Raw genomic sequence first — 20,552 nt, forward strand, 5'->3', positions numbered from 1 at the left:
GCCGGTCCACCCCTTCCGTAAATCGACCCAGGGTCTCAGATGCTCATCCATTCTCCCTGGCGCTCTGACTTCCCCGCCCTCGCTGCCCTCGCTGCCGAAGGCCAGACCTACCTCGACAGCGCCGCCACTTCACAGAAGCCGCAAGCCGTGATCGATGCGCTGCTCGGCTACTACAGCGCGGGCGCGGCCAACGTGCACCGTGCCCAGCATTTGCCGGGCGAACGAGCCACGCGCGCGTTTGAAGCAACCCGGGGCACAGCGGCGCGCTGGTTGAATGCCGCCAGCAGTGAGGAAATCGTGTTTACCCGCGGCGCCACCGAAGCGCTGAACCTGCTGGCTTATGGGCTCGAAGAGCACTTCCACTCTGGCGATGAAATAGTCATCAGCGCCCTGGAGCACCACGCCAACTTGCTGCCTTGGCAACAACTGGCGCAGCGTCGCGACCTGGCGTTGATTGTGTTGCCGATCACCACTGAGGGGCGCATCGATCTGGCGGCTGCCCAGCAATTGATCGGCCCGCGCACGCGTTTGTTGGCGGTGAGCCAACTGTCCAACGTACTCGGCACCTGGCAACCGGTGAATGAGTTGCTGGTCCTGGCAAAAGCCCATGGCGCCATCACCGTGATTGATGGCGCCCAAGGCGTGGTTCATGGTCGCCACGACGTGCAGCAACTGGGCTGCGACTTTTACGTGTGCTCAAGCCACAAGCTCTACGGCCCGGACGGCGTGGGCGTGCTCTATGGCCGCGCCGCCGCCTTGGAACGCGTGCTGCCGTGGCAGTTCGGCGGCGAAATGCTGCTGCAAACCGACTACTACACCGCCAAGTTCCGCCCGGCCCCGCTCGGGTTCGAAGCTGGCACGCCAGCGGTGTCCTCCGTGATTGCCCTTGGCGCGACGCTGGACTACCTCGCCAGCCTCGACGCGCACGCGGTGCTCGCCCACGAAACGGCCCTGCATCAAGAGTTGGTGGCCGGCCTCAAAGCTCGCGCTGGCGTACGCCTGTTAGGCGAGCCGGACATCGCGCTGGCCAGCTTTGTGGTGGAAGACGTGCACAGCGCCGACCTGGCGCACTTGCTCACCGAGCAAGGCATCGCCGTGCGCGCTGGCCACCACTGTGCAATGCCTTTATTGCGTGGCCTGGGGTTGCCGGGTGCGATTCGCGCATCGTTAGCCCTGTACAACGACAGCAGCGATTTGCAGCGCTTTTTCGCCGCGCTGGACCAGGCTCTGGAGATTTTGCAATGAACCTGCCGAGCGCTGCCCACGCCGCCCTGGCGGCCTTCAGCGAACCGATGAGTTGGGAACAACGGGCCCGCCTTCTGATGAGCTGGGGCGAACAGCTGGCGCCACTGGCTGACGAGGAACGCACCGAGGGCACTCGCGTCACCGGCTGCGAGAGCCAGGTGTGGTTGGTGGGCGCGCAGCAGGGTGACGGCTGGCAATTTCGCGCCAGCAGCGATGCCCGCCTGATTCGTGGGCTGCTGGCGCTGTTATTGGTGCGGGTTAACGGCCTAGCGGCAGACGACCTGAAACAGCTCGACCTGGCCGACTGGTTTGCCCAGCTCGGCCTGGCCCGTCACCTGTCGCCCTCGCGCAGCAACGGCTTGCAAGCCGTGCTCACGCGTATGGCGGAACTGACCGCTAACGCGCCTCGATAGACGCAGCCGGGCCAATGGCCTTGGCCGCCTCAGTACCCAGCCACGTTTTGGCTTCGGCCGACTGACGCAGCGTGGCGTCGAGAAACGCCGTACTCACCGCCTGTACGTTGGCGACTTGATGGGCATCAAACCAGTTCTGACTGTCTTGCCCGTGGCCCATGGTGTCGGGCCGCGGACGACGCTTCGGCGTTTCGCCACCGTCGGCGCCGGGCGGGCCGCTGGTGCCGTCGCGACCACCTGCGCCGGCGCCCAGGTCAGGGTCACGGGGCGGGCGTTTTTGCTCGGCATCGTCTGGCCCAGGTAATTCGTCCAACGAACCGCTGAACAAAGGATGCTGGGCATTTTTCGCGATCAACTGATAGCTGCCAGGATTGGGATTGCCTCGCCAAATGGCCTGGCGCCGCTCTGGAGATTCCACCCAACTGAACGGGTCCTCATCGTGGGGGCCGGTCACGCTCAGCAACGGTACATCGACGCGCGCGGCAGCAACGCCGGGGCCGACGTAGGGGCTTAGCAGCAGCACCGCTTTGGGCTGCCAACCGGGGAGCATGCTGTCGCCTGCCAACGCCGCAGCGCTTTGCGCGCCCAGGTCGTAGCCGGCGACGGCCAGCGTGTTCCAGTCGACACCCGCCACCTGCGCGTCACCACCCTGGCCGCGTACGCGCAATTGATTAAGCACCTGCGCAACGGCGTTGAGGCGTGCTTTCAACGCGGGATCCGCATAGGCGCGCTGAGCGATACCGCGAAAGGTGCCGGCCTGCGCCTCGCTGCTGGAATAAATGCCGCGACCGACCTGCGGCGCCTGAATCGACACCACGGCGTAACCCGCCTGCGCCCACGCCTTACGCCATTGCAGCCCCGCGCCCGCGCCTTCACCGAGGCCGGGCAAGAACACCACTAACGGCGCTGGCGCAGCGCCCTGCGCCGGGGCTAGCCAGGTGACGTCGATGGGTTGTTCGGCCACGGTGAACTGCGCCTCCCAGCCCTGGACGGGACCATGAATCGGCGCCTGGTAAGACTTATCGGCAAAAGCCGCGATAGCTTCGTGAGGGTTACGCAAATCGTTGGGCTTACTGGCGCAGGCGCCCAGCAGCACGGTGGACAACAGCAATGTGACAGGCAGGCGACGCGCCTTGAACGAGGGATAGGACATGAAGAAATCCGCAAGAAAACCGGCGAACCGGAGGCGCTTGCAGTGTGCCTGAGGCGCTGTGAAAAGCACGTCACAACTCGGTAAGTTTCTTGGTACACAAGCACGAACAACCTGTGGGAGCGGCTTCAGCCGCGATTGGCCGCCACAGGAAACGCATCCGCCCCCAACACCTCAACTCAAAGCGTTGCGCTTACCCCGGCATCCGCTCCGAAGGCCGACGGACCCCGGCCACCAACTTATCCACCGCCTTGGCCGCCGCCACCATGCCAAAGGTGGCGGTCACCATCATCACCGCACCAAAGCCGCCGGCGCAGTCGAGCTTCACACCATCGCCGACAAACTTCTTCTCCAGGCAGATGCTGCCGTCGGGCTTGGGATAGCGAAGCTGCTCGCGCGAATACACGCACGGAACGCTGTAATGGCGGCCCGGCGTGCGGGAAAAACCGTAGTCGCGGCGCAGCGCCGAACGCACGCTGGAGGCCAGCGGGTCGTTGACGGTTTTGTTCAGATCGCCAACCTGAATCAACAACGGGTCAATCTGCCCTCCCGCGCCTCCGGTGGTGATGATTTGAATCTTGCGGCGCTTGCACCAGGCGATAAGCGCGGCCTTGGCGTTCACGCTGTCGATGCAGTCGATCACGCAATCGAGCTGCACGGTGATGTACTGCGCCATGGTCTCGCGCGTGACGAAGTCGCTGACCGCGTGCACCACGCAAGCGGGGTTGATCGCGCGAATGCGCTCAGCCATGACTTCGACCTTGGACTGGCCAATCGCGCCCTGCAGTGCATGGATTTGCCGGTTGGTGTTGCTGACGCAGACGTCGTCCAGGTCGAACAGCGAGATTTCGCCGACGCCACTGCGCGCCAGCGCTTCGGCCGTCCATGAGCCAACGCCACCGATGCCGACCACGGCGACGTGAGCGGCCCCCAGGCGCGCCAAACCGTCGCGACCATATAAGCGGGCGATGCCGCCAAAGCGTTGTTCATCTGTACTCATCACAGCACCTCTATAACGGCACCCGCTTAGCGCGGGCAGCCGGCAAATCGGCGCGCATTATAGGGAGCGCGGTCGCCAGGCCCAAGTACCGACGGTAAAACGCCTGCTTCAGCGCGTGCCGTCGCGCACGTTTGAGTATGGCCTGGCGCGTGCGCAGCGATGCCTGCTTATGCTTAACTGCCACCGGTACTGCACACCGATGGATCCCGCGCGTTCTGGCTGATGGCGAACTAATGACAGACGGCGCTGACCAAGGTTTGCGGGCGATAAAACCGGGTAAATGAGCTGAGCTATACAGCCATTTATCGCCGGAGTAGGATGCGCGCCGACCGGCGCTCGCCGGCACCTCTCCGTTCCACCCTTTGGAACCTGAAACGTCTATGTCATCGCGTAAATTTGGACTCAACCTGGTGGTATTCGTGGCAATCGCCGCGCTCTTCACCGGTATCTGGGCACTGTATAACCGTCCGGTCAGTGCACCGGATTGGCCTGAACAAATCTCCGGTTTTTCCTTCTCGCCGTTCCGGCTCGACCAGAACCCGCAGAAAGATCAATACCCCACCGACGAGCAAATGCGTGAAGACCTCAGTCTTCTCAGCAAGCACACCGACAACGTGCGCACCTATTCGGTGGACGGCTCCTTGGGCGACATTCCCAAGCTGGCCGAAGAGTTCGGTTTGCGCGTCACCTTGGGCATCTGGATCAGCCCGGACGAGGAGCGCAACGAGCGCGAAATTGCCCGTGGTATTGAAATCGCCAACTCCTCACGCAGCGTCGTTCGCGTGGTGGTGGGTAACGAGGCGCTGTTCCGCCGCGAAGTAACGCCCAAGCAACTGATGAGCTTCATCGACCGCGTTCGCGCGCAGGTGAAAGTGCCGGTGACGACCTCGGAGCAGTGGCACATCTGGGAGAAATACCCCCAGTTGGCTAACCACACCGACCTGGTGGCCGCGCACATCCTGCCGTACTGGGAATTCATTCCCATGGAAGACTCCACGCAGTTCGTGCTCGACCGCGCGCGCGACCTGAAACGGATCTTCCCGAAAAAACCATTGCTGCTGTCGGAAGTGGGCTGGCCGAGCAACGGCCGTATGCGCGGCGGTGCGGACGCCACCCAGGCGGACCAGGCCATTTACCTGCGCACCCTGGTCAACACGCTGAACGCCAAAGGCTACAACTACTTCGTGATCGAAGCCTTTGACCAACCGTGGAAGGCCAGCGACGAAGGTTCCGTAGGTGCGTACTGGGGCGTGTTTAACGCCGCGCGCCAACAGAAGTTCGCGTTTGAAGGCCCGGTTGTCGCTATTCCGCAGTGGCGCGTATTGGCCATCGGTTCGGTGGTACTGGCGATGCTGGCCCTGGCCTTGCTGCTGATTGACGGCAGCGCCCTGCGCCAACGCGGTCGCACCTTCCTGACCTTCGTGGCTTTCGCCGGCGGTTCGGTATTGGTGTGGATCGGCTACGACTACAGCCAGCAATACAGCACCTGGTTCAGCCTCACGGTCGGCTTGTTGCTGGGCGTGGGTGCTATCGGCGTATTTATCGTGCTGCTTACCGAGGCGCACGAACTGGCCGAGGCGGTGTGGGTTCACAAGCGCCGCCGTCCGTTTATTCCCGTGAGCGGCGACAGCACGTACCGGCCGAAAGTGTCGATTCACGTGCCGTGCTACAACGAGCCGCCGGAGATGGTGAAACAAACCCTCGACGCCCTCGCCGCCCTCGATTACCCCGACTTTGAAGTGTTGATCATCGACAACAACACCAAAGATCCGGCCGTATGGGAACCGGTACAGGCTTACTGCGAAGAGCTCGGCCCGCGTTTCCGTTTCTTCCACGTGGCGCCGCTGCATGGTTTCAAAGGCGGCGCACTGAACTACATCCTGCCGCACACCGCGCCGGATGCTGAAGTGGTGGCGGTTATCGACTCGGACTACTGCGTCGACCCGAACTGGCTCAAGCACATGGTGCCGCACTTCGCCGATCCGAAAATCGCCGTGGTGCAATCGCCGCAGGACTATCGCGACCAAGATGGCAGCGCCTTCAAAAAGCTCTGCTACGCCGAGTACAAAGGCTTCTTCCACATCGGCATGGTGACCCGCAACGACCGCGACGCGATCATTCAGCACGGCACCATGACCATGATTCGTCGCACCGTAATGGACGAACTGAAGTGGGCCGACTGGACCATTTGCGAAGACGCCGAGCTGGGCCTGCGCGTATTCGAAAAAGGCTATTCCGCTGCGTATGCCTACGACAGCTTCGGTAAGGGCCTGATGCCCGACACCTTTATCGACTACAAAAAGCAGCGCTTCCGTTGGGCCTATGGCGCCATTCAGATTATGAAAGGCCATGCCCGCCAACTGTTCCGCGGTAAAGAAACCGAGCTCAAACGCGGTCAGCGTTACCACTTCGTCGCCGGTTGGCTGCCGTGGGTTGCCGACGGTTTGAATATTTTCTTCACCGCAGGCGCCCTGTTGTGGTCGGCAGCGATGATTATCGTGCCGCAGCGGGTTGACCCGCCGTTGCTGATTTTCGCTATTCCGCCACTGGCACTGTTCTTCTTCAAATTCGGCAAGATCGTGTTCCTCTATCAGCGCGCGGTTGGCGTTAACTTGAAGGATGCGTTCTGCGCGGCGCTGGCTGGCTTGGCGTTGTCGCACACCATCGCCAAGGCGGTGCTGTACGGCTTCTTCACCACCAGCATCCCGTTCTTCCGCACGCCGAAAATGCGCTCCAGCCACGGCTTTATGGTGGCCATGGCCGAAGCGCGTGAGGAAGTCTTCATCATGCTGCTGCTGTGGGGCGCTGCGGTGGGCATCGGCATCGTTCAGGGCTTCCCAAGCAACGATGTTAAGTTCTGGGTGGCGATGCTGCTGGTGCAGTCCTTGCCCTATCTGGCGGCGCTGATCATGGCGCTGCTGTCGTCGCTGCCAAAGCCACCGGAAACACCAGAAGTGGCTCTGGCAGAATGATGTAAACGTGATGAGAAAAGGGCAGCCCATGGGCTGCCCTTTTTCGTTGTGCTAGACATCCAAGCAGAGTTTTCTTACACCAAAACCTGGGGTAAGAAAGAGACTACCTACGGCCCGCAGCGAGCCGTGCTGCATAAGCAAAATCCGAGGTGGCTAGCCTGTGTCTCAATTAATCAAGATAGAGAACAGCGCTTTGAAACCCATAAACAACGTAAAGCATCACCAATCGTCGCGGTTACTTCCAGGCCGCACCCCGCCGCTTTCTTCGTTACTCGCCTTAGCCGCGGCGTGTTTTTCAAGCCTCGCCCCGGCCGAAATCGTGATCACCGGCCGCGCGGAACTCCCTGTCTCCACGGTTTCCGCATCGGGCGTGCCAGTCATTAACATTGTGGCGCCCAACAGCCACGGCATTTCCCACAATCGATTCGAGCACTTTGACGTTAAGAATCCGGGTGTGGTTTTCAACAACAGCACGGAGCACGGACAAAGTCAGTTGGCCGGCGCACTGCCCGCCAACCCAAACCTGAGCACCAACGCTACCCTGATTCTCGGCGAAGTAACGGGCATGCAGCCCAGCCACATCGAAGGCATTCTTGAGGTGTTCGGCGCCCGCGCCGACCTCATTATTGCCAACCCCAATGGCCTGACGCTCAACGGCGTAACCACCCTCAACGTCAGAGGCTTCGCGGCCACTACGGCAATCCCGAACGGCGCCGATGGGCTTAAGCTGAGCGTCCCCGCCAATGGCAACAGGGTGGTGATCAATGCTGCTGGCGTCGACACCAGCGGCCTCAGCTATTTCGACGTGATCGCCCGCGCCATTGTTTTGAATGGGAGCATCGGCGCGCCGCACGCCACTGCAGACGTCCAGCTCATCGCCGGCTCCAACCAATACGATGTGCTCAACCGCAGCATCAGCAAAGGTGCCAGGGCCGACCAAGGCCGGCCGGAGATTGCAATTGATGGTTCCGCCGCCGGCGCCATGTACGGCGGCCACATCGCATTGATCAGCACCGAAGAAGGCCCTGGCGTGCGTCATGCCGGAGCGATGCATGTGAGTGGCGACATCGTCATACGGGCCAGTGGTGACATCGAGATCGTGAAAGCGAGTGGCGACGTCCAGCCGCCTCAGTCCTTTGCCCACGAGCCTGGCCTGTTCGCCGGCGGCAACATTCAACTTTCATCAGACGAGAGTATCTACCTGCACAACCCCGTATCGGCCGGCGGTGATGTGTTGATGAAATCCGATCTTTATTTGGTGAATGCCAGCCACGTAACGGCTGCCGGACACATAGACCTAGCCGCCTACACGTTCCAACTCGACAGCGGAGCGCGCCTTGCTTCGCTTGGTGATATCCGCATTGATTCCAAAAGCAGCCTGCACAGCGAATCCGATTCGACCATAGCCGCTTCAGGCAACATCGAGTTAAACGCAGGTACCAGCGTGACAACGGCGGCGCAGATTGACTCGGGCGGAACAACATCGGTCACGGCCAAGGGCAACTTGACCAACACCGGCATGATCTTCAGCACGGGCAATCTGACCATGAGCAGTGGTCAGTCGTTTATCAACGAGCACGGCGCAATTCTGACGACTTGGGAAGACCTTACGCTGACCTCCGCGGGCGATTTTTACAACCGCACGGAATCGATGATCAGCAGCGGCGGCAACCTTGTTATCGATGCCGGAAAAAAAGCGACTAACGACCAGGAGTCGACCCTCGATGGCCTGCAAGTCAGCATAACCGCCGACATCGTGCACAACCGGCGTGACTCAATCATCCACGGGCTTGAGTCACTGAACATCACAGGCCGGCTTTCAGAGTTGAACACTGAAGGCGGGATGCTGATGGAGAACAATGAAATCCTGCCCCGGGCCGGCCTGCTTCGCTTCTAACGCCGCTGTTAGTCGGCGGGTTAAAGCGTGAAGGCGTCAGCATCCAGATACGCCGGGAAGCGCGTGCGATAAGCGGCCAGGTCAGCCGCTTTGAGCACAACACTGAACACGCCATCGCCAGCGTTCGCCTCCAGCAGTGGCTCGCCCTGAAAATCGAGCACCTGGCTGTCACCACTATAAGGGTGGCCTTTACCGTCGCTGCCGATACGGTTCACGGCGGCGACGAAACAGAGGTTTTCAATGGCGCGCGCCGGCAGCAGCCGATTCCAGTGCAGACGGCGCGCCGCCGGCCAGTTGGCGGTGTAAAGCAACAGGTCGGTGTTATGGGGGTCGCGGCTCCACACGGGAAAACGCAAGTCGTAGCAAATCAGCGGTCGAATCCGCCAGCCGTGCAGCTCCATCTGCACCTGGCGCTCGCCCGGGCTGTAGTGCTTGTGCTCGCCGGCCATACGGAACAGATGGCGCTTGTCGTAATGCAAAATCTCGCCATCCGGGCGCGCCCATAACAGGCGATTGCGGTGGCTGCCGTCGGCGGCCTGAATGATCACGCTGCCGGTGATAACCGCATCCAGGCGTTTGGCCTGCTGGCGAAGCCAGGCGTACGTGGTGCCCTCCTCCGGCTCGGCCAAGGTGGCGGAGTCCATGGAAAAACCGGTGGTGAACATTTCCGGCAGCACCACCAAATGCGCGCCGTGGGCTTGCTCCAGCAACGCCTCGAAGTGGCTAAAGTTGGCCGCCGGGTCGTGCCAGGCCAGCGTGGTTTGCACCAGCGCCAACTTGAGGTCAGGAAGACTACTGATGTCGCGTCCGCTGGTTAAATCCGACATAGCTGCTCCGCGGCTTGAATAAGGGTTTCTTCACGTTTGGCAAAGCAGAACCGCACTAGCCGCAAGCCCTGCGGCGGTTCTTGGTAGAACACTGAAATAGGAATGACCGCAACCCGGTGCTCGCGGGTGAGCCACTCAGCCATGGCGACGTCATCCAGATCGTCGCGAATGGCCGAGTAGTCGGCCAGCTGGAAGAAGGTTCCGGCCGTGCGGGTGAAGCGAAATTTCGAAGATTGCAGGCGATCACAGAAAAGATCGCGCTTGTCTTGGTAGAACGCCGGCAGCTCATTTACGTGCTGCGGGTTCGCCGCCATGAAGTCAGCCAATCCACATTGCAACGGAGTGACGCCACAAAAGCTGACGTATTGATGCACTTTGCGCAGTTCCGCGCTGAGCGCGGGCGGGGCGACCACGTAGCCGGTTTTCCAGCCGGTGACGTGGTAGCTCTTGCCGAAGGAGCTGACCACAAACGCGCGCTCGTACAGCTCGTCATGCGCCAGCACGCTGTCATGCGTGCGGCCATCGAACACCAGATGTTCGTACACCTCGTCACTGATCAGGTAGATATCGCGGTCGCGGATCAGCTCGGCCAGTTGGTCCAGGTCGGCGCGCGAAATAAGCGCGCCGCTGGGGTTGTGCGGGCTGTTGAGGATGATCAAACGGGTGCGCGGGGAAATGGCATCGGCCAGACGCTGCCAGTCGATGCCGAAGTCCGGTTGGCTGAGCGGGATATGAACGCAGCGCCCACCGGCCAGATCAACCGACGGCTCATAGCTGTCGTAGCTCGGGTCGAAAACAATCACCTCGTCGCCCGGGCGAATCAGCGTCTGAATCGCACAAAAAATCGCCTGGGTCGCGCCAGGAGTAATCGTGATTTCGCTGTCGGCGCTAACGTGTCGGCCGTAGCAAGCTGCGATCTTTGCCGCCACCTGCTCACGCAAAGCGGGCAGGCCCGTCATCGGCGCGTACTGGTTATGCCCACTGTGAACATGGCGGGCGACCGCATCGAGCAGTGCCTGCGGACCATCAAAGTCCGGGAAGCCCTGGGACAGATTCAGCGCACCGACCTCGTTAGCCAACTGAGACATGCGAGTGAAAATGGTGGTGCCGATGTTGGGCAACTTGCTGGTGATCATCACGTCTTCCTGGTGTGAGCATTGATGGCTCTGGTGCGGCCATGACGGGCGAGGATAACGGATCGGTCGGACACGAAAAAGGGCACCCGCAGGTGCCCTTTCGTCTATCGCTATAACCGTTTTTGCCGCCAATGCTTGAGCTTGCCGTTTGCAGGGATCGCGGCTGAAGCTCCTACACAAACCTCAACGGCGGGCCTTTTGTAGGAGCGGCTTCAGCCGCGATGCTTTTGATCTACAAACCTGCGCAGCCCCACAACCCCAGCGCCAGCAATGCCGACGCGCAGCCGATCGATGCCGAACCCATCACTTCTTGTCGCGGCGCTTCTTGTCAGCCTTCTTGTGGTGCGACATAAGGCGGCGTTTCTTGTTTACCTGGCGATCCGTCAGGGTGTTTTTCTTACCCTCGTACGGGTTCTCGCCGCCTTTGAATTCGATGCGAATCGGCGTGCCGACCAGTTTCAAAACGCGGCGGTAGGTATTTTCCAGGTACCGAACGTATGACTTCGGCACCGCTTCCACTTGGTTACCGTGAATCACGATCAGCGGCGGGTTGGCACCGCCCAAGTGGGCGTAGCGCAATTTGATGCGACGGCTGCCAACCATGGGTGGAGCGTGCTCGCTGACGGCATCTTCGAGAATCTGCGTCAGACGGCTGGTAGGCCAGCGCGTAACAGCGGATTTAAAAGCGTTCTGCACCGACTGGTACAGGTTGCCCACGCCGGTGCCATGCAGTGCGGAAATGAAGTGGATGTCGGCGAAATCGACGAAAAATAGGCGACGCTGCAACTCGGTTTTGACGTAATCGCGCTCGCTCGGCTCCATGCCGTCCCACTTGTTCAGTGCGATCACCAGAGCACGGCCCGATTCCAAGGCGAAACCCAGCAGGTTCAGGTCGTGATCGACCACGCCTTCGCGGGCGTCCATTACAAAAATCACGACGTTGGCGTCTTTGATCGCTTGCAGGGTTTTAACGACGGAGAACTTCTCCACCTCTTCGTGGATCTTGCCGCGTTTGCGCACACCGGCCGTGTCGATCAGGGTGTACTTCTCTTCGTTACGCTCGAAGGGAATGTAGATGCTGTCGCGGGTGGTGCCGGGCTGGTCGTAGACGATGACCCGGTCTTCGCCGAGCATGCGGTTTACCAGCGTCGACTTGCCGACGTTAGGCCGGCCAATGATGGCGATCTTGATACCGTCTTTTTCGCTCGGGCCCGGAATGCGCTTGGCTTCCTGACCTTCGGCCACCACTTCCTCTTCGCCTTCTTCCGGCTCTTCGGCGTCATCTTTAGGAAAGCTGCCCAGGGCAATTTCCATCATCTGCGCAATACCGCGGCCATGGGCGCCGGCGATTGGAATCGCATCGCCCATGCCCAGCGGGGCGAACTCGGCGCGCGCCAGGTCGGGGTCGATGTTGTCGACTTTGTTGGCGACCACGTAGGAAGTCTTGTTGCGCTTGCGCAGGTGCTCGCCAATCATCTGGTCGGCGGCGGTGAAGCCTGCGCGCGAGTCCACGAGGAACAGCACTACGTCAGCTTCTTCAATGGCCAGCAGCGACTGCTCGGCCATTTTTTCGTCCATGCCGTGCTCGTCACCGGAGATACCGCCGGTGTCGATCAGGATGTAGGTTCGCCCTTGCCATTTGGCTTCACCGTACTGGCGATCACGGGTCAGACCAGCCAGGTCGCCGACGATGGCGTCGCGACTTCGGGTCAGGCGGTTAAATAAGGTGGACTTGCCGACGTTAGGACGGCCCACCAGGGCGATTACGGGAACCATGCGGCCCCTCCACTCAATTGCAGAAAACACAAAGGCCGCTACCGTCGAACGGCAGCGGCCGGACTCATGAAGCGTAGGTTAGCCAACGGGTTGCTCCATAGTGGGAGCCGCCCGCTGAGCCCCACCTACTTGATGGTCAGCGCAACCAACTCACCGCTGTTACCGAAGGCGTACAGCCAGTCGGCGACCACCAATGGCCGAGCACGCAGACCGTCGCTGTCGATGCGCGTACGCCCGACAAAACGACCGTCTACTTGGCTGACCAAGTGCAAATAGCCTTCGAAGTCACCAAAGGCAATGTAGCTGGAGAACACTTCCGGCGCCGACAACTCACGGCGCGCCAAGGATTCATTGCTCCACAGCGCCGAAGCGGAACGCTCATCGACGCTTTCCACGGTGCCATTGGCCAGGCAGAGGTAAACGCTGCCGATGCTCTCGGCCAGGCCGACGTTACTCGACGCTTCGCGCTGCCAGATGATGCGGCCATTGCTCGCATCAAGACCGGCGACGCGACCGTTGTAAGTCACCGCGTACAGGGTGTTGCCCGAAAGCAGCAGACCGCCGTCGATATCGACCACGCGGTCCAGCTCGGAGCGACCTTGTGGCACGGCAACGCGCTGTTCCCACGCCGGCAAGCCGCGCTGGGTGTCGAGAGCAATCACCTTGCCGGTTGACAGGCCGGCGAAGGCCAGACGGTCGTTAACGACAGGGGCGCCGGTGCCACGCAGGGTCAGCACCGCTGGGGTGCTTTCGTAGATCCAGCGCTGAGCGCCGCTGCTGGCTTCCAGGCCAATGATGCGGTCGTCCTGGGTTTGCACCACGACCACATCACCGTTGGTGGCCGGCGGTGCCAGCACTTCGCTGGTGACCTTGGCGCGCCATTTCTCTTCGCCGGTCGCACCGTCCAGGGCAACCACTTCGCCCTTCAGCGTGCCGACCAGTACCAGACCGCTACCGGCGCCAACGGCACCCGATACCGGCAGGTCGAGGTCGGTTTCCCACAGCTTGTCGCCGGAGAAACGGTTGATGGCCATGACTTCGCCGTTGACGTCAGCGGCGAAAATGGTGTCGCCATCAATGGCAGGCACGAGCATGTTGAACGTGTCGCCCTGGCCATCGCCAATCGAGCGGCTCCATTCTTTTTTCAGCTCAACTTCTTCGGTGAAGTCGGGCAGCTCGGCTGGTGGCAGTTCTTTCTTGCTAGTGCTGCTGCAACCCGTGGCAAGAACGGCCAGGGCCAGCAGTGCGGCATATTTCCAGCGCATCACTTCACGCATCCCCTTTGGCCAGATCGTCGAGCTTCATTTGCAAGCCACCCACTGCCGCTTCATCGGACAGGGCTGCCTTGGCCTTTTCATAAGCGCCACGGGCATCATCGGCACGGCCGACTTTGACCAGCAGGTCGCCTTTCAGCTCTTCGCGGCTGGCAACGAATGCTTTTTCCGCATCGCCATCAAGCAGCTTGAGACCTTCTTCAGCCTTGTTCTGAGCAGCCAGAACACGGGCCAGACGCTGACGTGCGAGCTCCTGAATAGTGGCGTCAACAGGCTTGTCGACCACTGTTTTCAGCTCTGCAGCGGCATCGTCGAGCTTGCCGGCGTCCACCGCGATTTTCGCCGCAAACAAGCTGGCGTACTGCGCGTAATAAGTGCCTGCGTAATCGGCTTTAAGCTTGTTGGAAAGCTCGGCCACTTTAGCGACGTCCGGTTTGCCGGCTGGGTCAAAAGTGGTTTCCAGCAGTTGCTGATAAAGCATCGAGGCATTTTGGGCCTGGGAGGTCTGGTACTTGTGCCAGTAATTCCAGCCCGCCACGACTGCCAGGGCGAGCACGCCACCGGTCAGCAGGGGTTTGCCGTTGCGGTTCCACCAATCCTTGATATCCGCCAGTTGTTCGTCTTCGGTACTCGACACGCCAATGCTCCTTAAACCTGCTGAATGCTCAAACCTGGTGTTCACACCGGTTGTGTTTTGAACCCGCTGTCACGCCTGTTGCAAGCGGGTTACCAGGCGCTCGGCCAGAGCATCCCAGGCAATATTTTCTTGTTCGCCCTGACCACGGAGCGGTTTGAAACCTACCACTTGCTGAGCCAATTCGTCTTCGCCCAGCACCACGGCGAACAACGCGCCGCTTTTGTCCGCTTTCTTCAGCTGGCTTTTGAAACTACCGGCGCCGGCGTTAACCACCAGGCGCAGGCCCGGAATCTGATCACGCAGACGCTCGGCCAGTTGCAGCCCGGCCAGTTCGGCCGCGTCGCCAAATGCACAGAAGTACACGTCGACTTGGCGCGCAATTTCTTCCGGTACTTTTTCCAGGGTTTCGAGCAGCAGAATCAGACGCTCGATACCCATGGCGAAACCCACGCCGGCCGTGGGCTTGCCGCCCATTTGCTCGACCAGACCATCGTAGCGCCCACCGGCACACACGGTGCCTTGGGCGCCGAGTTTGTCGGTGACCCATTCGAAGACGGTTTTGCTGTAGTAATCCAGGCCGCGCACCAGCTTGCTGTTAAGCACATACGGAATACCGGCGGCGTCCAAACGGGTCTTCAAGCCTTCGAAGTGCAGGCGCGAGGCGTCGTCGAGGTAGTCAGCCAGCTTCGGTGCATCGACCAGCAGCGCCTGTGTTTCCGGCACTTTGCTGTCGAGGACGCGCAATGGATTGCTGTGGAGACGGCGCTTGCTGTCTTCATCAAGCTGATCGGCACGCGCGGATAAGTACTGCACGAGCGCGTCACGGTAGGTGGCGCGCGCTTCGCTGGTGCCCAGGCTGTTGAGCTCGAGTTTCACCGCATCGCGGATGCCCAGCAGGCCCCACAGGCGCCAGGTCAGAATGATCAATTCCGCGTCGATGTCCGGACCGTCGAGGTTGAACACTTCCACGCCGATTTGGTGAAACTGGCGATAGCGTCCTTTTTGCGGACGCTCATGGCGAAACATCGGACCGATGTACCAGAGTTTCTGCACCTGGCCACCGCCGGAAATACCGTGTTCAAGCACGGCACGAACGCAGCTGGCGGTGCCTTCCGGGCGTAGGGTCAGGGAATCGCCGTTGCGGTCGTCGAAGGTGTACATCTCTTTTTCGACGATGTCGGTTACTTCGCCGATGGAGCGTTTGAACAGCTCGGTCGCTTCGACGATGGGCATGCGGATTTGGCGATAGCCATAGCCGTCGAGCAAACCAGCGACGCTGTTTTCGAAGTAGCGCCAGAGCGGGGTTTGCTCCGGAAGAATGTCGTTCATGCCACGAATGGCTTGCAGGGACTTACTCACACAGAATCCTTAGAGTTCTTCTTATTAGCCGCGGGCAATAAGCGCTGCGTCGGCTCCGACCTTTTCGGCCGCTTTCTGGCGAATCATCTGTTCAAGCTGATCCACCAGATTTTCGTTAGTCAGCTTTGAAGCGGGCTTGCCGTCGATGTACACCAGGTTATTCGGCGTACCGCCAGTGAGGCCGATATGGGCTTCCTTGGCCTCGCCAGGACCGTTGACGATACAGCCGATTACGGCCACGTCCAGCGGAACCAGCAAGTCTTCCAAGCGCCCTTCCAGCTCGTTCATGGTTTTCACCACGTCGAAGTTCTGGCGAGAGCAGCTTGGACACGCAATAAAATTGATGCCACGCGAGCGCAAGCGCAGGGATTTGAGGATGTCGTACCCGACTTTCACCTCTTCCACCGGGTCTGCCGCCAGCGAGATGCGGATGGTATCGCCAATTCCATCGGCAAGCAGCATGCCCAGGCCCACGGCCGACTTCACCGTTCCCGAGCGCAAGCCGCCAGCCTCGGTGATACCCAGGTGCAGCGGCTGCTCGATTTGCTTGGCCAGCAGGCGATAAGCCGCCACGGCCATGAATACGTCGGACGCTTTGACGCTGACCTTGAAGTCGGGGAAATTCAGACGGTCGAGGTGCTCGACGTGGCGCAAGGCCGACTCCACCAGCGCTTCAGGGGTCGGTTCGCCGTATTTCTTTTGCAGGTCTTTTTCCAGCGAGCCGGCGTTCACGCCGATGCGAATTGGAATGCCACGGTCGCGTGCGGCTTCAACCACGGCTTTCACGCGGTCTTCGCGGCCGATGTTGCCCGGGTTGATACGCAAGCAGTCAACACCCAACTCAGCCACGCGCAGGGCGATTTTGTAGTCGAAGTGAATGTCGGCCACCAGCGGCACGTTGCTCTGCAATTTGATTTTGCCGAAGGCTTCGGCGGCGTCCATATCCGGCACGGAAACGCGCACGATGTCGGCGCCGGCTTCTTCCAGGCGACGGATTTGACCGACGGTGGCCGCAACGTCGCAGGTGTCGGTGTTGGTCATGCTCTGCACAGCAATCGGCGCGTCACCGCCGACCGGTACGGAACCTACCCAGATCTTGCGCGAGACGCGACGGATGATTGGCGATTCGGCGTGCATGGTTATTGTCCCAACTTGATACGGGCGGTTTCGCCACTGGTGAACGGCGCTACGTCAACGGCCTGACCGTTGAAGCGCACTTGCGCGCCGCGGGCATAACCCAGGCGCAGTTCAAGCGGCGCTTTGCCAGAGACTTCGAGCTTTTCGCCGGCGCGTTTCAAACCGCTGACCACAACTTTTCCGTTGCCATCGGTGAGCTGGATCCAGCAGTTCGCGCTGAAATCCAACGCCACTACGCCTTCACCAGCAGCGGCCACTACCGGCGCAGCGGGCGCGGCCTGAGGTGTCTGGCCTGCAGGCACAGCCGGGGCGGCGGGCGCTTGTGTGGGTGACGGCGCGGAAGCGGGAGCGGCCGGTGCAGGGCTCGCTACGGACGGGGCCGTTGCGCCTGGCGCGGTTGTGACTGGGGGCGTTGTAACCGGGGCTTGAGCGACAGGGGCTTCCGGCTGCATCGCGACTTCAGGCGACACCTCGGCGGGCACGGCTTCTTCGGCGCCTTCGGCGTCGACCACCGCCTGATCTTCCGGCTCGTCCAACGGGTGAATTTCAGTTTTGCCATCGGCGCCATCGACTTCAACATGGCCTAGGCTGATGCCGCCTGTTTCAGTGGTGCGCCCAGCGGATTGGTCCTGCCACCAGAAGAAACCACCCGCCACCATGGCCAGCAACAGCAATAGGCACACGATACGCAGCAAGTTTTGCGAAAGGCGCATGGGCTCTTCGATACGCCCCAGGCCATGCACGCTACTGCCGGTGGCATCGGTGCCGGTGTATTGGTCGAACTCCTGAACGATCAGGGTTTGGTCCATGCCCAGCAGCTTGGCGTAGGCACGCACATAACCGCGCGCGAACGTGTGGCCTGGCAGTTGATCGAACTGTCCAGCTTCCAATTGGGTGAGGCGTTGGGTGGTCAGATTGAGCTGACCGGCCACGTCGGCCAGCGACCAGTTCCGGTTTTCGCGGGCCTTGCGCAGCGTCTCGCCGGGGTTAGTGCGAGAGACCGCTAGAGCTTCTGGATGCACCGCTTTCATCATTGCTCCGACATGTATTGCTTGTATTCCGGCGTACCGGGATAGAGACGTTTGAGCTGCAGGCCAAGCGTCGCCGCTTTGTCGCGGTCGTCGAAGATCTTGGCCAGTCGAGCGCCAAGCAGCAGGCTTTCAGCATTTTGTTCGGTGAGCTTACTGAAGGCGTCGTAATACTTGCGCGCGGGCACGTATTCCTTGTCTTCATAGGCCAGCTTGGCCAGCTCCAAGTGCGGGCGTGCCTGTCGTTTGTTCAGGCGAATCGAACGCTCGAAGTATTGTTTGGCCTGGGCGCGGTCTTTGAGTTTCAAAGAAACCAGGCCAAGGTTCTGGAACACCCGCGAGCGCTCCGGGTACATGTTGTCTTTTACCGCTTCGAGATAGCGATCTTTGGCTTCCTGGTAACGGCCTTGCTCGTACAGGAATGCCCCGTAGTTATTCAGAAAGCGCGGATCCGGACGGCTGGAGATGGCTTTACGAAAATGCTCATCGGCCAGTTCCGGCTCCATTTCGGTTTGGAACAGGATGGCGAGCGCGCCATTGGCGTCAGCATTGCTTGGGTCAAGCTCCAAGGCCTTTTTCAACGGCACCTTGGCCTGCTCGGTGTTGCCTTGATTGAGGTAGCCGATGCCCAGTTGAATGTACGCATCACGCGCTTCGTCACGCCCTTTGTCGGTTTTCATCGGGTCGACCTGACCCGTCGAGACACAGCCAAACAGTAAGCCAGTGAACAGAAGCAGCAGCGCAGTGCGCAATGTCATAGGTGTCCTACCTTAGGTTCGGTTTGCAGCGGTACGTGGAGCGTCAGCCTCGTTGCTCAGTTGGCGCACGGCAATGTAGCGCTCGCTACGGCGGGTGCGATCCATAACCTGGCCAACCAGTTGCCCGCAAGCAGCATCAATGTCTTCGCCGCGCGTGGTGCGCACGGTGACGTTGTGCCCTGCTTTATACAGCAGGTCTTGGAAGCGGCGAATACTGTTGTTGCTGGGCCGCTCGTAACCGGAATGGGGGAAAGGGTTGAACGGGATCAAGTTGATCTTGCAAGGAATGTCCTTGAGCAGCTCGATCATCTCCTCAGCGTGTTCGGTGCGGTCGTTGACGTCTTTGAGCAAGGTGTACTCGATGGTCAACACACGCTTTTCGCCAAGCCGCGCCACGTAGCGCTTGCAAGCCGCGAGCAGCATCGCCAGAGGATACTTCTTGTTGATCGGCACGAGTGTGTTGCGCAGCGCATCGTTAGGCGCATGCAGTGACAGCGCCAGGGACACGTCGATGACTTCGCCGAGCTTGTCGATCATCGGCACCACGCCGGAGGTAGACAACGTCACCTTGCGCTTGGAAATGCCGTAGCCGAGGTCGTCCATCATCAGGTGCATGGCGGCAACCACGTTGTCGAAGTTCAACAGCGGTTCGCCCATGCCCATCATCACCACGTTGGTGATGGCGCGATCAATTTTCGCCGGCACACTGCCGAACGATTTGTTGGCGATCCACACCTGGCCGATGATTTCGGCCGCCGTCAGATCGCTGTTGAAACCTTGTTTACCGGTGGAGCAGAAACTGCAATCCAGCGCGCAACCGGCCTGCGAGGAAACGCAGAGGGTGCCGCGACTGCCTTGGGGAATGTATACGGTCTCGACACAGCTGCCAGAGGCCACACGCACGACCCATTTGCGGGTGCCGTCGGTGGAGATGTCTTCACTCACCACCTCCGGCCCACGAATCTCGGCACGGGCCTCGAGCTTTTCGCGCAAGACCTTGCCGACATTGGTCATGGCGGCGAAATTATCGACGCCAAAGTGGTGAATCCACTTCATCACCTGACCGGCACGAAAACGCTTCTCCCCGATAGAGTCGAAGAATTGTTCCATCTCAGGCTGGGTCAGACCCAGGAGATTGATTTTGCCGGTAGCTTCAGTCATGTCTTCACCCTCGCCCGTTCGCTGATTAGCGAGTACGTGCAGTTACTTCGGTTGCAGCGAAGAAGTACGAAATTTCGCGAGCAGCAGCGGCTTCGGAGTCCGAACCGTGAACGGCGTTGGCGTCGATCGAGTCAGCGAAGTCAGCGCGGATGGTGCCGGCAGCAGCTTCTTTAGGGTTGGTCGCGCCCATCAGTTCGCGGTTTTTGGCGATGGCGTCTTCGCCTTCCAGAACCTGAACAACAACCGGACCGGAGATCATGAAAGCAACCAGCTCGCCGAAGAAGCCACGAGCGCTGTGCTCAGCGTAGAAGCCTTCAGCTTCAGCTTTGGACAGTTGTTTCATTTTCGAAGCTACGACGCGCAGGCCGGCTTTTTCGAAACGGGTAACGATTTCGCCGATTACGTTTTTAGCAACGGCGTCGGGCTTGATGATGGAGAAAGTGCGTTGAACAGCCATGTGAAGCTCCAGAAACTGAGAGTTAAGCCAAAAATTAAACCCGCGAATTATACGCGGGTTCCTGTTAAATGCGTAGGGCTGGCGCCCAGCTGTGGTGCGCCAACCGAGGTGAATTCAATCGGCTTCTTCGATCCACGCCGCCTGAATAGCCTCTAATACTTTCTCACCGCCACGTTGCGGATCGTCGTTGAACTCAGGCAATGCAGCGACCCAACGCTGCAGGTCGACGAAGTTGACGTAGCGCGGATCCACGTCGGGCTTGCTGTCAGCCAGTTGAATAGCGATTTCCAGAACATCAGTCCATTTCAGACTCATGACACTTCCT

At 60.4% G+C, this 20,552-nt stretch carries 18 protein-coding genes; 4 read left to right on the forward strand and 14 right to left on the reverse strand.

Annotated elements, in window-relative coordinates:
* Window positions 1–39: 39 nt before the first annotated feature.
* Window positions 40–1,245 (forward strand): aminotransferase class V-fold PLP-dependent enzyme, encoded by a 1,206-nt coding sequence (locus AC0IW7_RS00780; RefSeq protein ID WP_471815375.1) that lies wholly within the window; start codon window positions 40–42, stop codon window positions 1,243–1,245.
* The gene (locus AC0IW7_RS00785) at window positions 1,242–1,658 is read left to right on the forward strand and encodes a SufE family protein (protein WP_471815376.1); all 417 of its coding nucleotides are present in this window, start codon (window positions 1,242–1,244) and stop codon (window positions 1,656–1,658) included. Before AC0IW7_RS00780 ends, AC0IW7_RS00785 begins: the two co-directional genes overlap by 4 nt.
* On the opposite strand, the gene AC0IW7_RS00790 is transcribed toward AC0IW7_RS00785, so the two are convergent.
* The gene (locus AC0IW7_RS00790; protein ID WP_471815377.1) at window positions 1,642–2,811 is read right to left on the reverse strand and encodes an alpha/beta hydrolase; all 1,170 of its coding nucleotides are present in this window, start codon (window positions 2,809–2,811) and stop codon (window positions 1,642–1,644) included. The two genes, AC0IW7_RS00785 and AC0IW7_RS00790, sit on opposite strands and share 17 nt — an antisense overlap.
* Before the next feature lie 190 nt (window positions 2,812–3,001).
* A complete protein-coding gene (tcdA, locus tag AC0IW7_RS00795; protein ID WP_471815378.1) occupies window positions 3,002–3,808 on the reverse strand; it encodes a tRNA cyclic N6-threonylcarbamoyladenosine(37) synthase TcdA in 807 nt (268 codons plus the stop codon).
* Window positions 3,809–4,188: 380 nt separating this feature from the next.
* Between tcdA and AC0IW7_RS00800 the strand changes: the two genes are divergently transcribed.
* Window positions 4,189–6,780, forward strand: coding sequence for a glycosyltransferase (locus AC0IW7_RS00800; protein WP_471815379.1), 2,592 nt, complete (start codon window positions 4,189–4,191; stop codon window positions 6,778–6,780).
* A gap of 160 nt (window positions 6,781–6,940) precedes the next feature.
* Entirely contained in the window at window positions 6,941–8,677 is a 1,737-nt protein-coding gene (locus tag AC0IW7_RS00805; protein ID WP_471815380.1) for a filamentous hemagglutinin N-terminal domain-containing protein, read from the forward strand.
* Window positions 8,678–8,697: 20 nt separating this feature from the next.
* Here AC0IW7_RS00805 and AC0IW7_RS00810 read toward each other — a convergent pair whose 3' ends face one another.
* From AC0IW7_RS00810 to iscX, 12 genes are all read right to left on the reverse strand, one after another.
* Complete coding sequence (locus AC0IW7_RS00810; protein ID WP_471815381.1) at window positions 8,698–9,504, reverse strand: amidohydrolase; 807 nt, start codon at window positions 9,502–9,504, stop codon at window positions 8,698–8,700.
* Window positions 9,492–10,640, reverse strand: coding sequence for a pyridoxal phosphate-dependent aminotransferase (locus AC0IW7_RS00815; RefSeq protein WP_471815382.1), 1,149 nt, complete (start codon window positions 10,638–10,640; stop codon window positions 9,492–9,494). Before AC0IW7_RS00815 ends, AC0IW7_RS00810 begins: the two co-directional genes overlap by 13 nt.
* 303 nt (window positions 10,641–10,943) lie before the next feature.
* Window positions 10,944–12,416, reverse strand: a complete 1,473-nt coding sequence (der, locus tag AC0IW7_RS00820; RefSeq protein ID WP_122494095.1) for a ribosome biogenesis GTPase Der — start codon at window positions 12,414–12,416, stop codon at window positions 10,944–10,946.
* Between the two features lie 125 nt (window positions 12,417–12,541).
* Window positions 12,542–13,693, reverse strand: coding sequence for an outer membrane protein assembly factor BamB (bamB, locus tag AC0IW7_RS00825; protein ID WP_122494096.1), 1,152 nt, complete (start codon window positions 13,691–13,693; stop codon window positions 12,542–12,544).
* Window positions 13,686–14,327 (reverse strand): YfgM family protein, encoded by a 642-nt coding sequence (locus tag AC0IW7_RS00830; RefSeq protein WP_471815383.1) that lies wholly within the window; start codon window positions 14,325–14,327, stop codon window positions 13,686–13,688. Before AC0IW7_RS00830 ends, bamB begins: the two co-directional genes overlap by 8 nt.
* A 69-nt stretch (window positions 14,328–14,396) precedes the next feature.
* Window positions 14,397–15,686: a histidine--tRNA ligase gene (gene hisS, locus AC0IW7_RS00835; RefSeq protein WP_471815384.1), complete on the reverse strand. Its 1,290-nt coding sequence runs from the start codon at window positions 15,684–15,686 to the stop codon at window positions 14,397–14,399.
* A gap of 24 nt (window positions 15,687–15,710) precedes the next feature.
* Window positions 15,711–16,823 carry a flavodoxin-dependent (E)-4-hydroxy-3-methylbut-2-enyl-diphosphate synthase gene (gene ispG / locus AC0IW7_RS00840; RefSeq protein WP_471815385.1) on the reverse strand — a complete coding sequence of 371 codons (1,113 nt, stop codon included), beginning with the start codon at window positions 16,821–16,823 and terminating at the stop codon, window positions 15,711–15,713.
* Between the two features lie 2 nt (window positions 16,824–16,825).
* Window positions 16,826–17,854 (reverse strand): helix-turn-helix domain-containing protein, encoded by a 1,029-nt coding sequence (locus AC0IW7_RS00845; RefSeq protein WP_471815386.1) that lies wholly within the window; start codon window positions 17,852–17,854, stop codon window positions 16,826–16,828.
* Window positions 17,854–18,609 (reverse strand): type IV pilus biogenesis/stability protein PilW, encoded by a 756-nt coding sequence (gene pilW, locus AC0IW7_RS00850; protein WP_471815387.1) that lies wholly within the window; start codon window positions 18,607–18,609, stop codon window positions 17,854–17,856. The genes AC0IW7_RS00845 and pilW overlap by 1 nt, the downstream gene beginning before the upstream one ends.
* A 12-nt stretch (window positions 18,610–18,621) precedes the next feature.
* Window positions 18,622–19,770, reverse strand: a complete 1,149-nt coding sequence (rlmN, locus tag AC0IW7_RS00855) for a dual-specificity RNA methyltransferase RlmN (protein WP_122452576.1) — start codon at window positions 19,768–19,770, stop codon at window positions 18,622–18,624.
* A gap of 25 nt (window positions 19,771–19,795) precedes the next feature.
* A complete protein-coding gene (gene ndk, locus AC0IW7_RS00860; protein WP_108095966.1) occupies window positions 19,796–20,227 on the reverse strand; it encodes a nucleoside-diphosphate kinase in 432 nt (143 codons plus the stop codon).
* 114 nt (window positions 20,228–20,341) lie between these two features.
* Window positions 20,342–20,542 carry a Fe-S cluster assembly protein IscX gene (gene iscX, locus AC0IW7_RS00865; RefSeq protein WP_122494102.1) on the reverse strand — a complete coding sequence of 67 codons (201 nt, stop codon included), beginning with the start codon at window positions 20,540–20,542 and terminating at the stop codon, window positions 20,342–20,344.
* Between the last annotated feature and the right edge of the window lie 10 nt (window positions 20,543–20,552).

Source organism: Pseudomonas sp. AC229, from assembly GCF_979254655.1.

Bases quoted from the DNA above. Each gene is read 5' to 3' on its own strand.
- AC0IW7_RS00790 (WP_471815377.1), bottom strand. From the start codon at position 2,811: ATGTCCTATCCCTCGTTCAAGGCGCGTCGCCTGCCTGTCACATTGCTG.
- AC0IW7_RS00810 (WP_471815381.1), bottom strand. From the start codon at position 9,504: ATGTCGGATTTAACCAGCGGACGCGACATCAGTAGTCTTCCTGACCTC.
- AC0IW7_RS00815 (WP_471815382.1), bottom strand. From the start codon at position 10,640: ATGATCACCAGCAAGTTGCCCAACATCGGCACCACCATTTTCACTCGC.
- bamB (WP_122494096.1), bottom strand. From the start codon at position 13,693: ATGCGTGAAGTGATGCGCTGGAAATATGCCGCACTGCTGGCCCTGGCC.
- rlmN (WP_122452576.1), bottom strand. From the start codon at position 19,770: ATGACTGAAGCTACCGGCAAAATCAATCTCCTGGGTCTGACCCAGCCT.
- ispG (WP_471815385.1), bottom strand. From the start codon at position 16,823: ATGCACGCCGAATCGCCAATCATCCGTCGCGTCTCGCGCAAGATCTGG.
- AC0IW7_RS00785 (WP_471815376.1), top strand. From the start codon at position 1,242: ATGAACCTGCCGAGCGCTGCCCACGCCGCCCTGGCGGCCTTCAGCGAA.
- pilW (WP_471815387.1), bottom strand. From the start codon at position 18,609: ATGACATTGCGCACTGCGCTGCTGCTTCTGTTCACTGGCTTACTGTTT.
- AC0IW7_RS00800 (WP_471815379.1), top strand. From the start codon at position 4,189: ATGTCATCGCGTAAATTTGGACTCAACCTGGTGGTATTCGTGGCAATC.
- AC0IW7_RS00780 (WP_471815375.1), top strand. From the start codon at position 40: ATGCTCATCCATTCTCCCTGGCGCTCTGACTTCCCCGCCCTCGCTGCC.
- iscX (WP_122494102.1), bottom strand. From the start codon at position 20,542: ATGAGTCTGAAATGGACTGATGTTCTGGAAATCGCTATTCAACTGGCT.
- ndk (WP_108095966.1), bottom strand. From the start codon at position 20,227: ATGGCTGTTCAACGCACTTTCTCCATCATCAAGCCCGACGCCGTTGCT.
- AC0IW7_RS00845 (WP_471815386.1), bottom strand. From the start codon at position 17,854: ATGAAAGCGGTGCATCCAGAAGCTCTAGCGGTCTCTCGCACTAACCCC.
- der (WP_122494095.1), bottom strand. From the start codon at position 12,416: ATGGTTCCCGTAATCGCCCTGGTGGGCCGTCCTAACGTCGGCAAGTCC.
- tcdA (WP_471815378.1), bottom strand. From the start codon at position 3,808: ATGAGTACAGATGAACAACGCTTTGGCGGCATCGCCCGCTTATATGGT.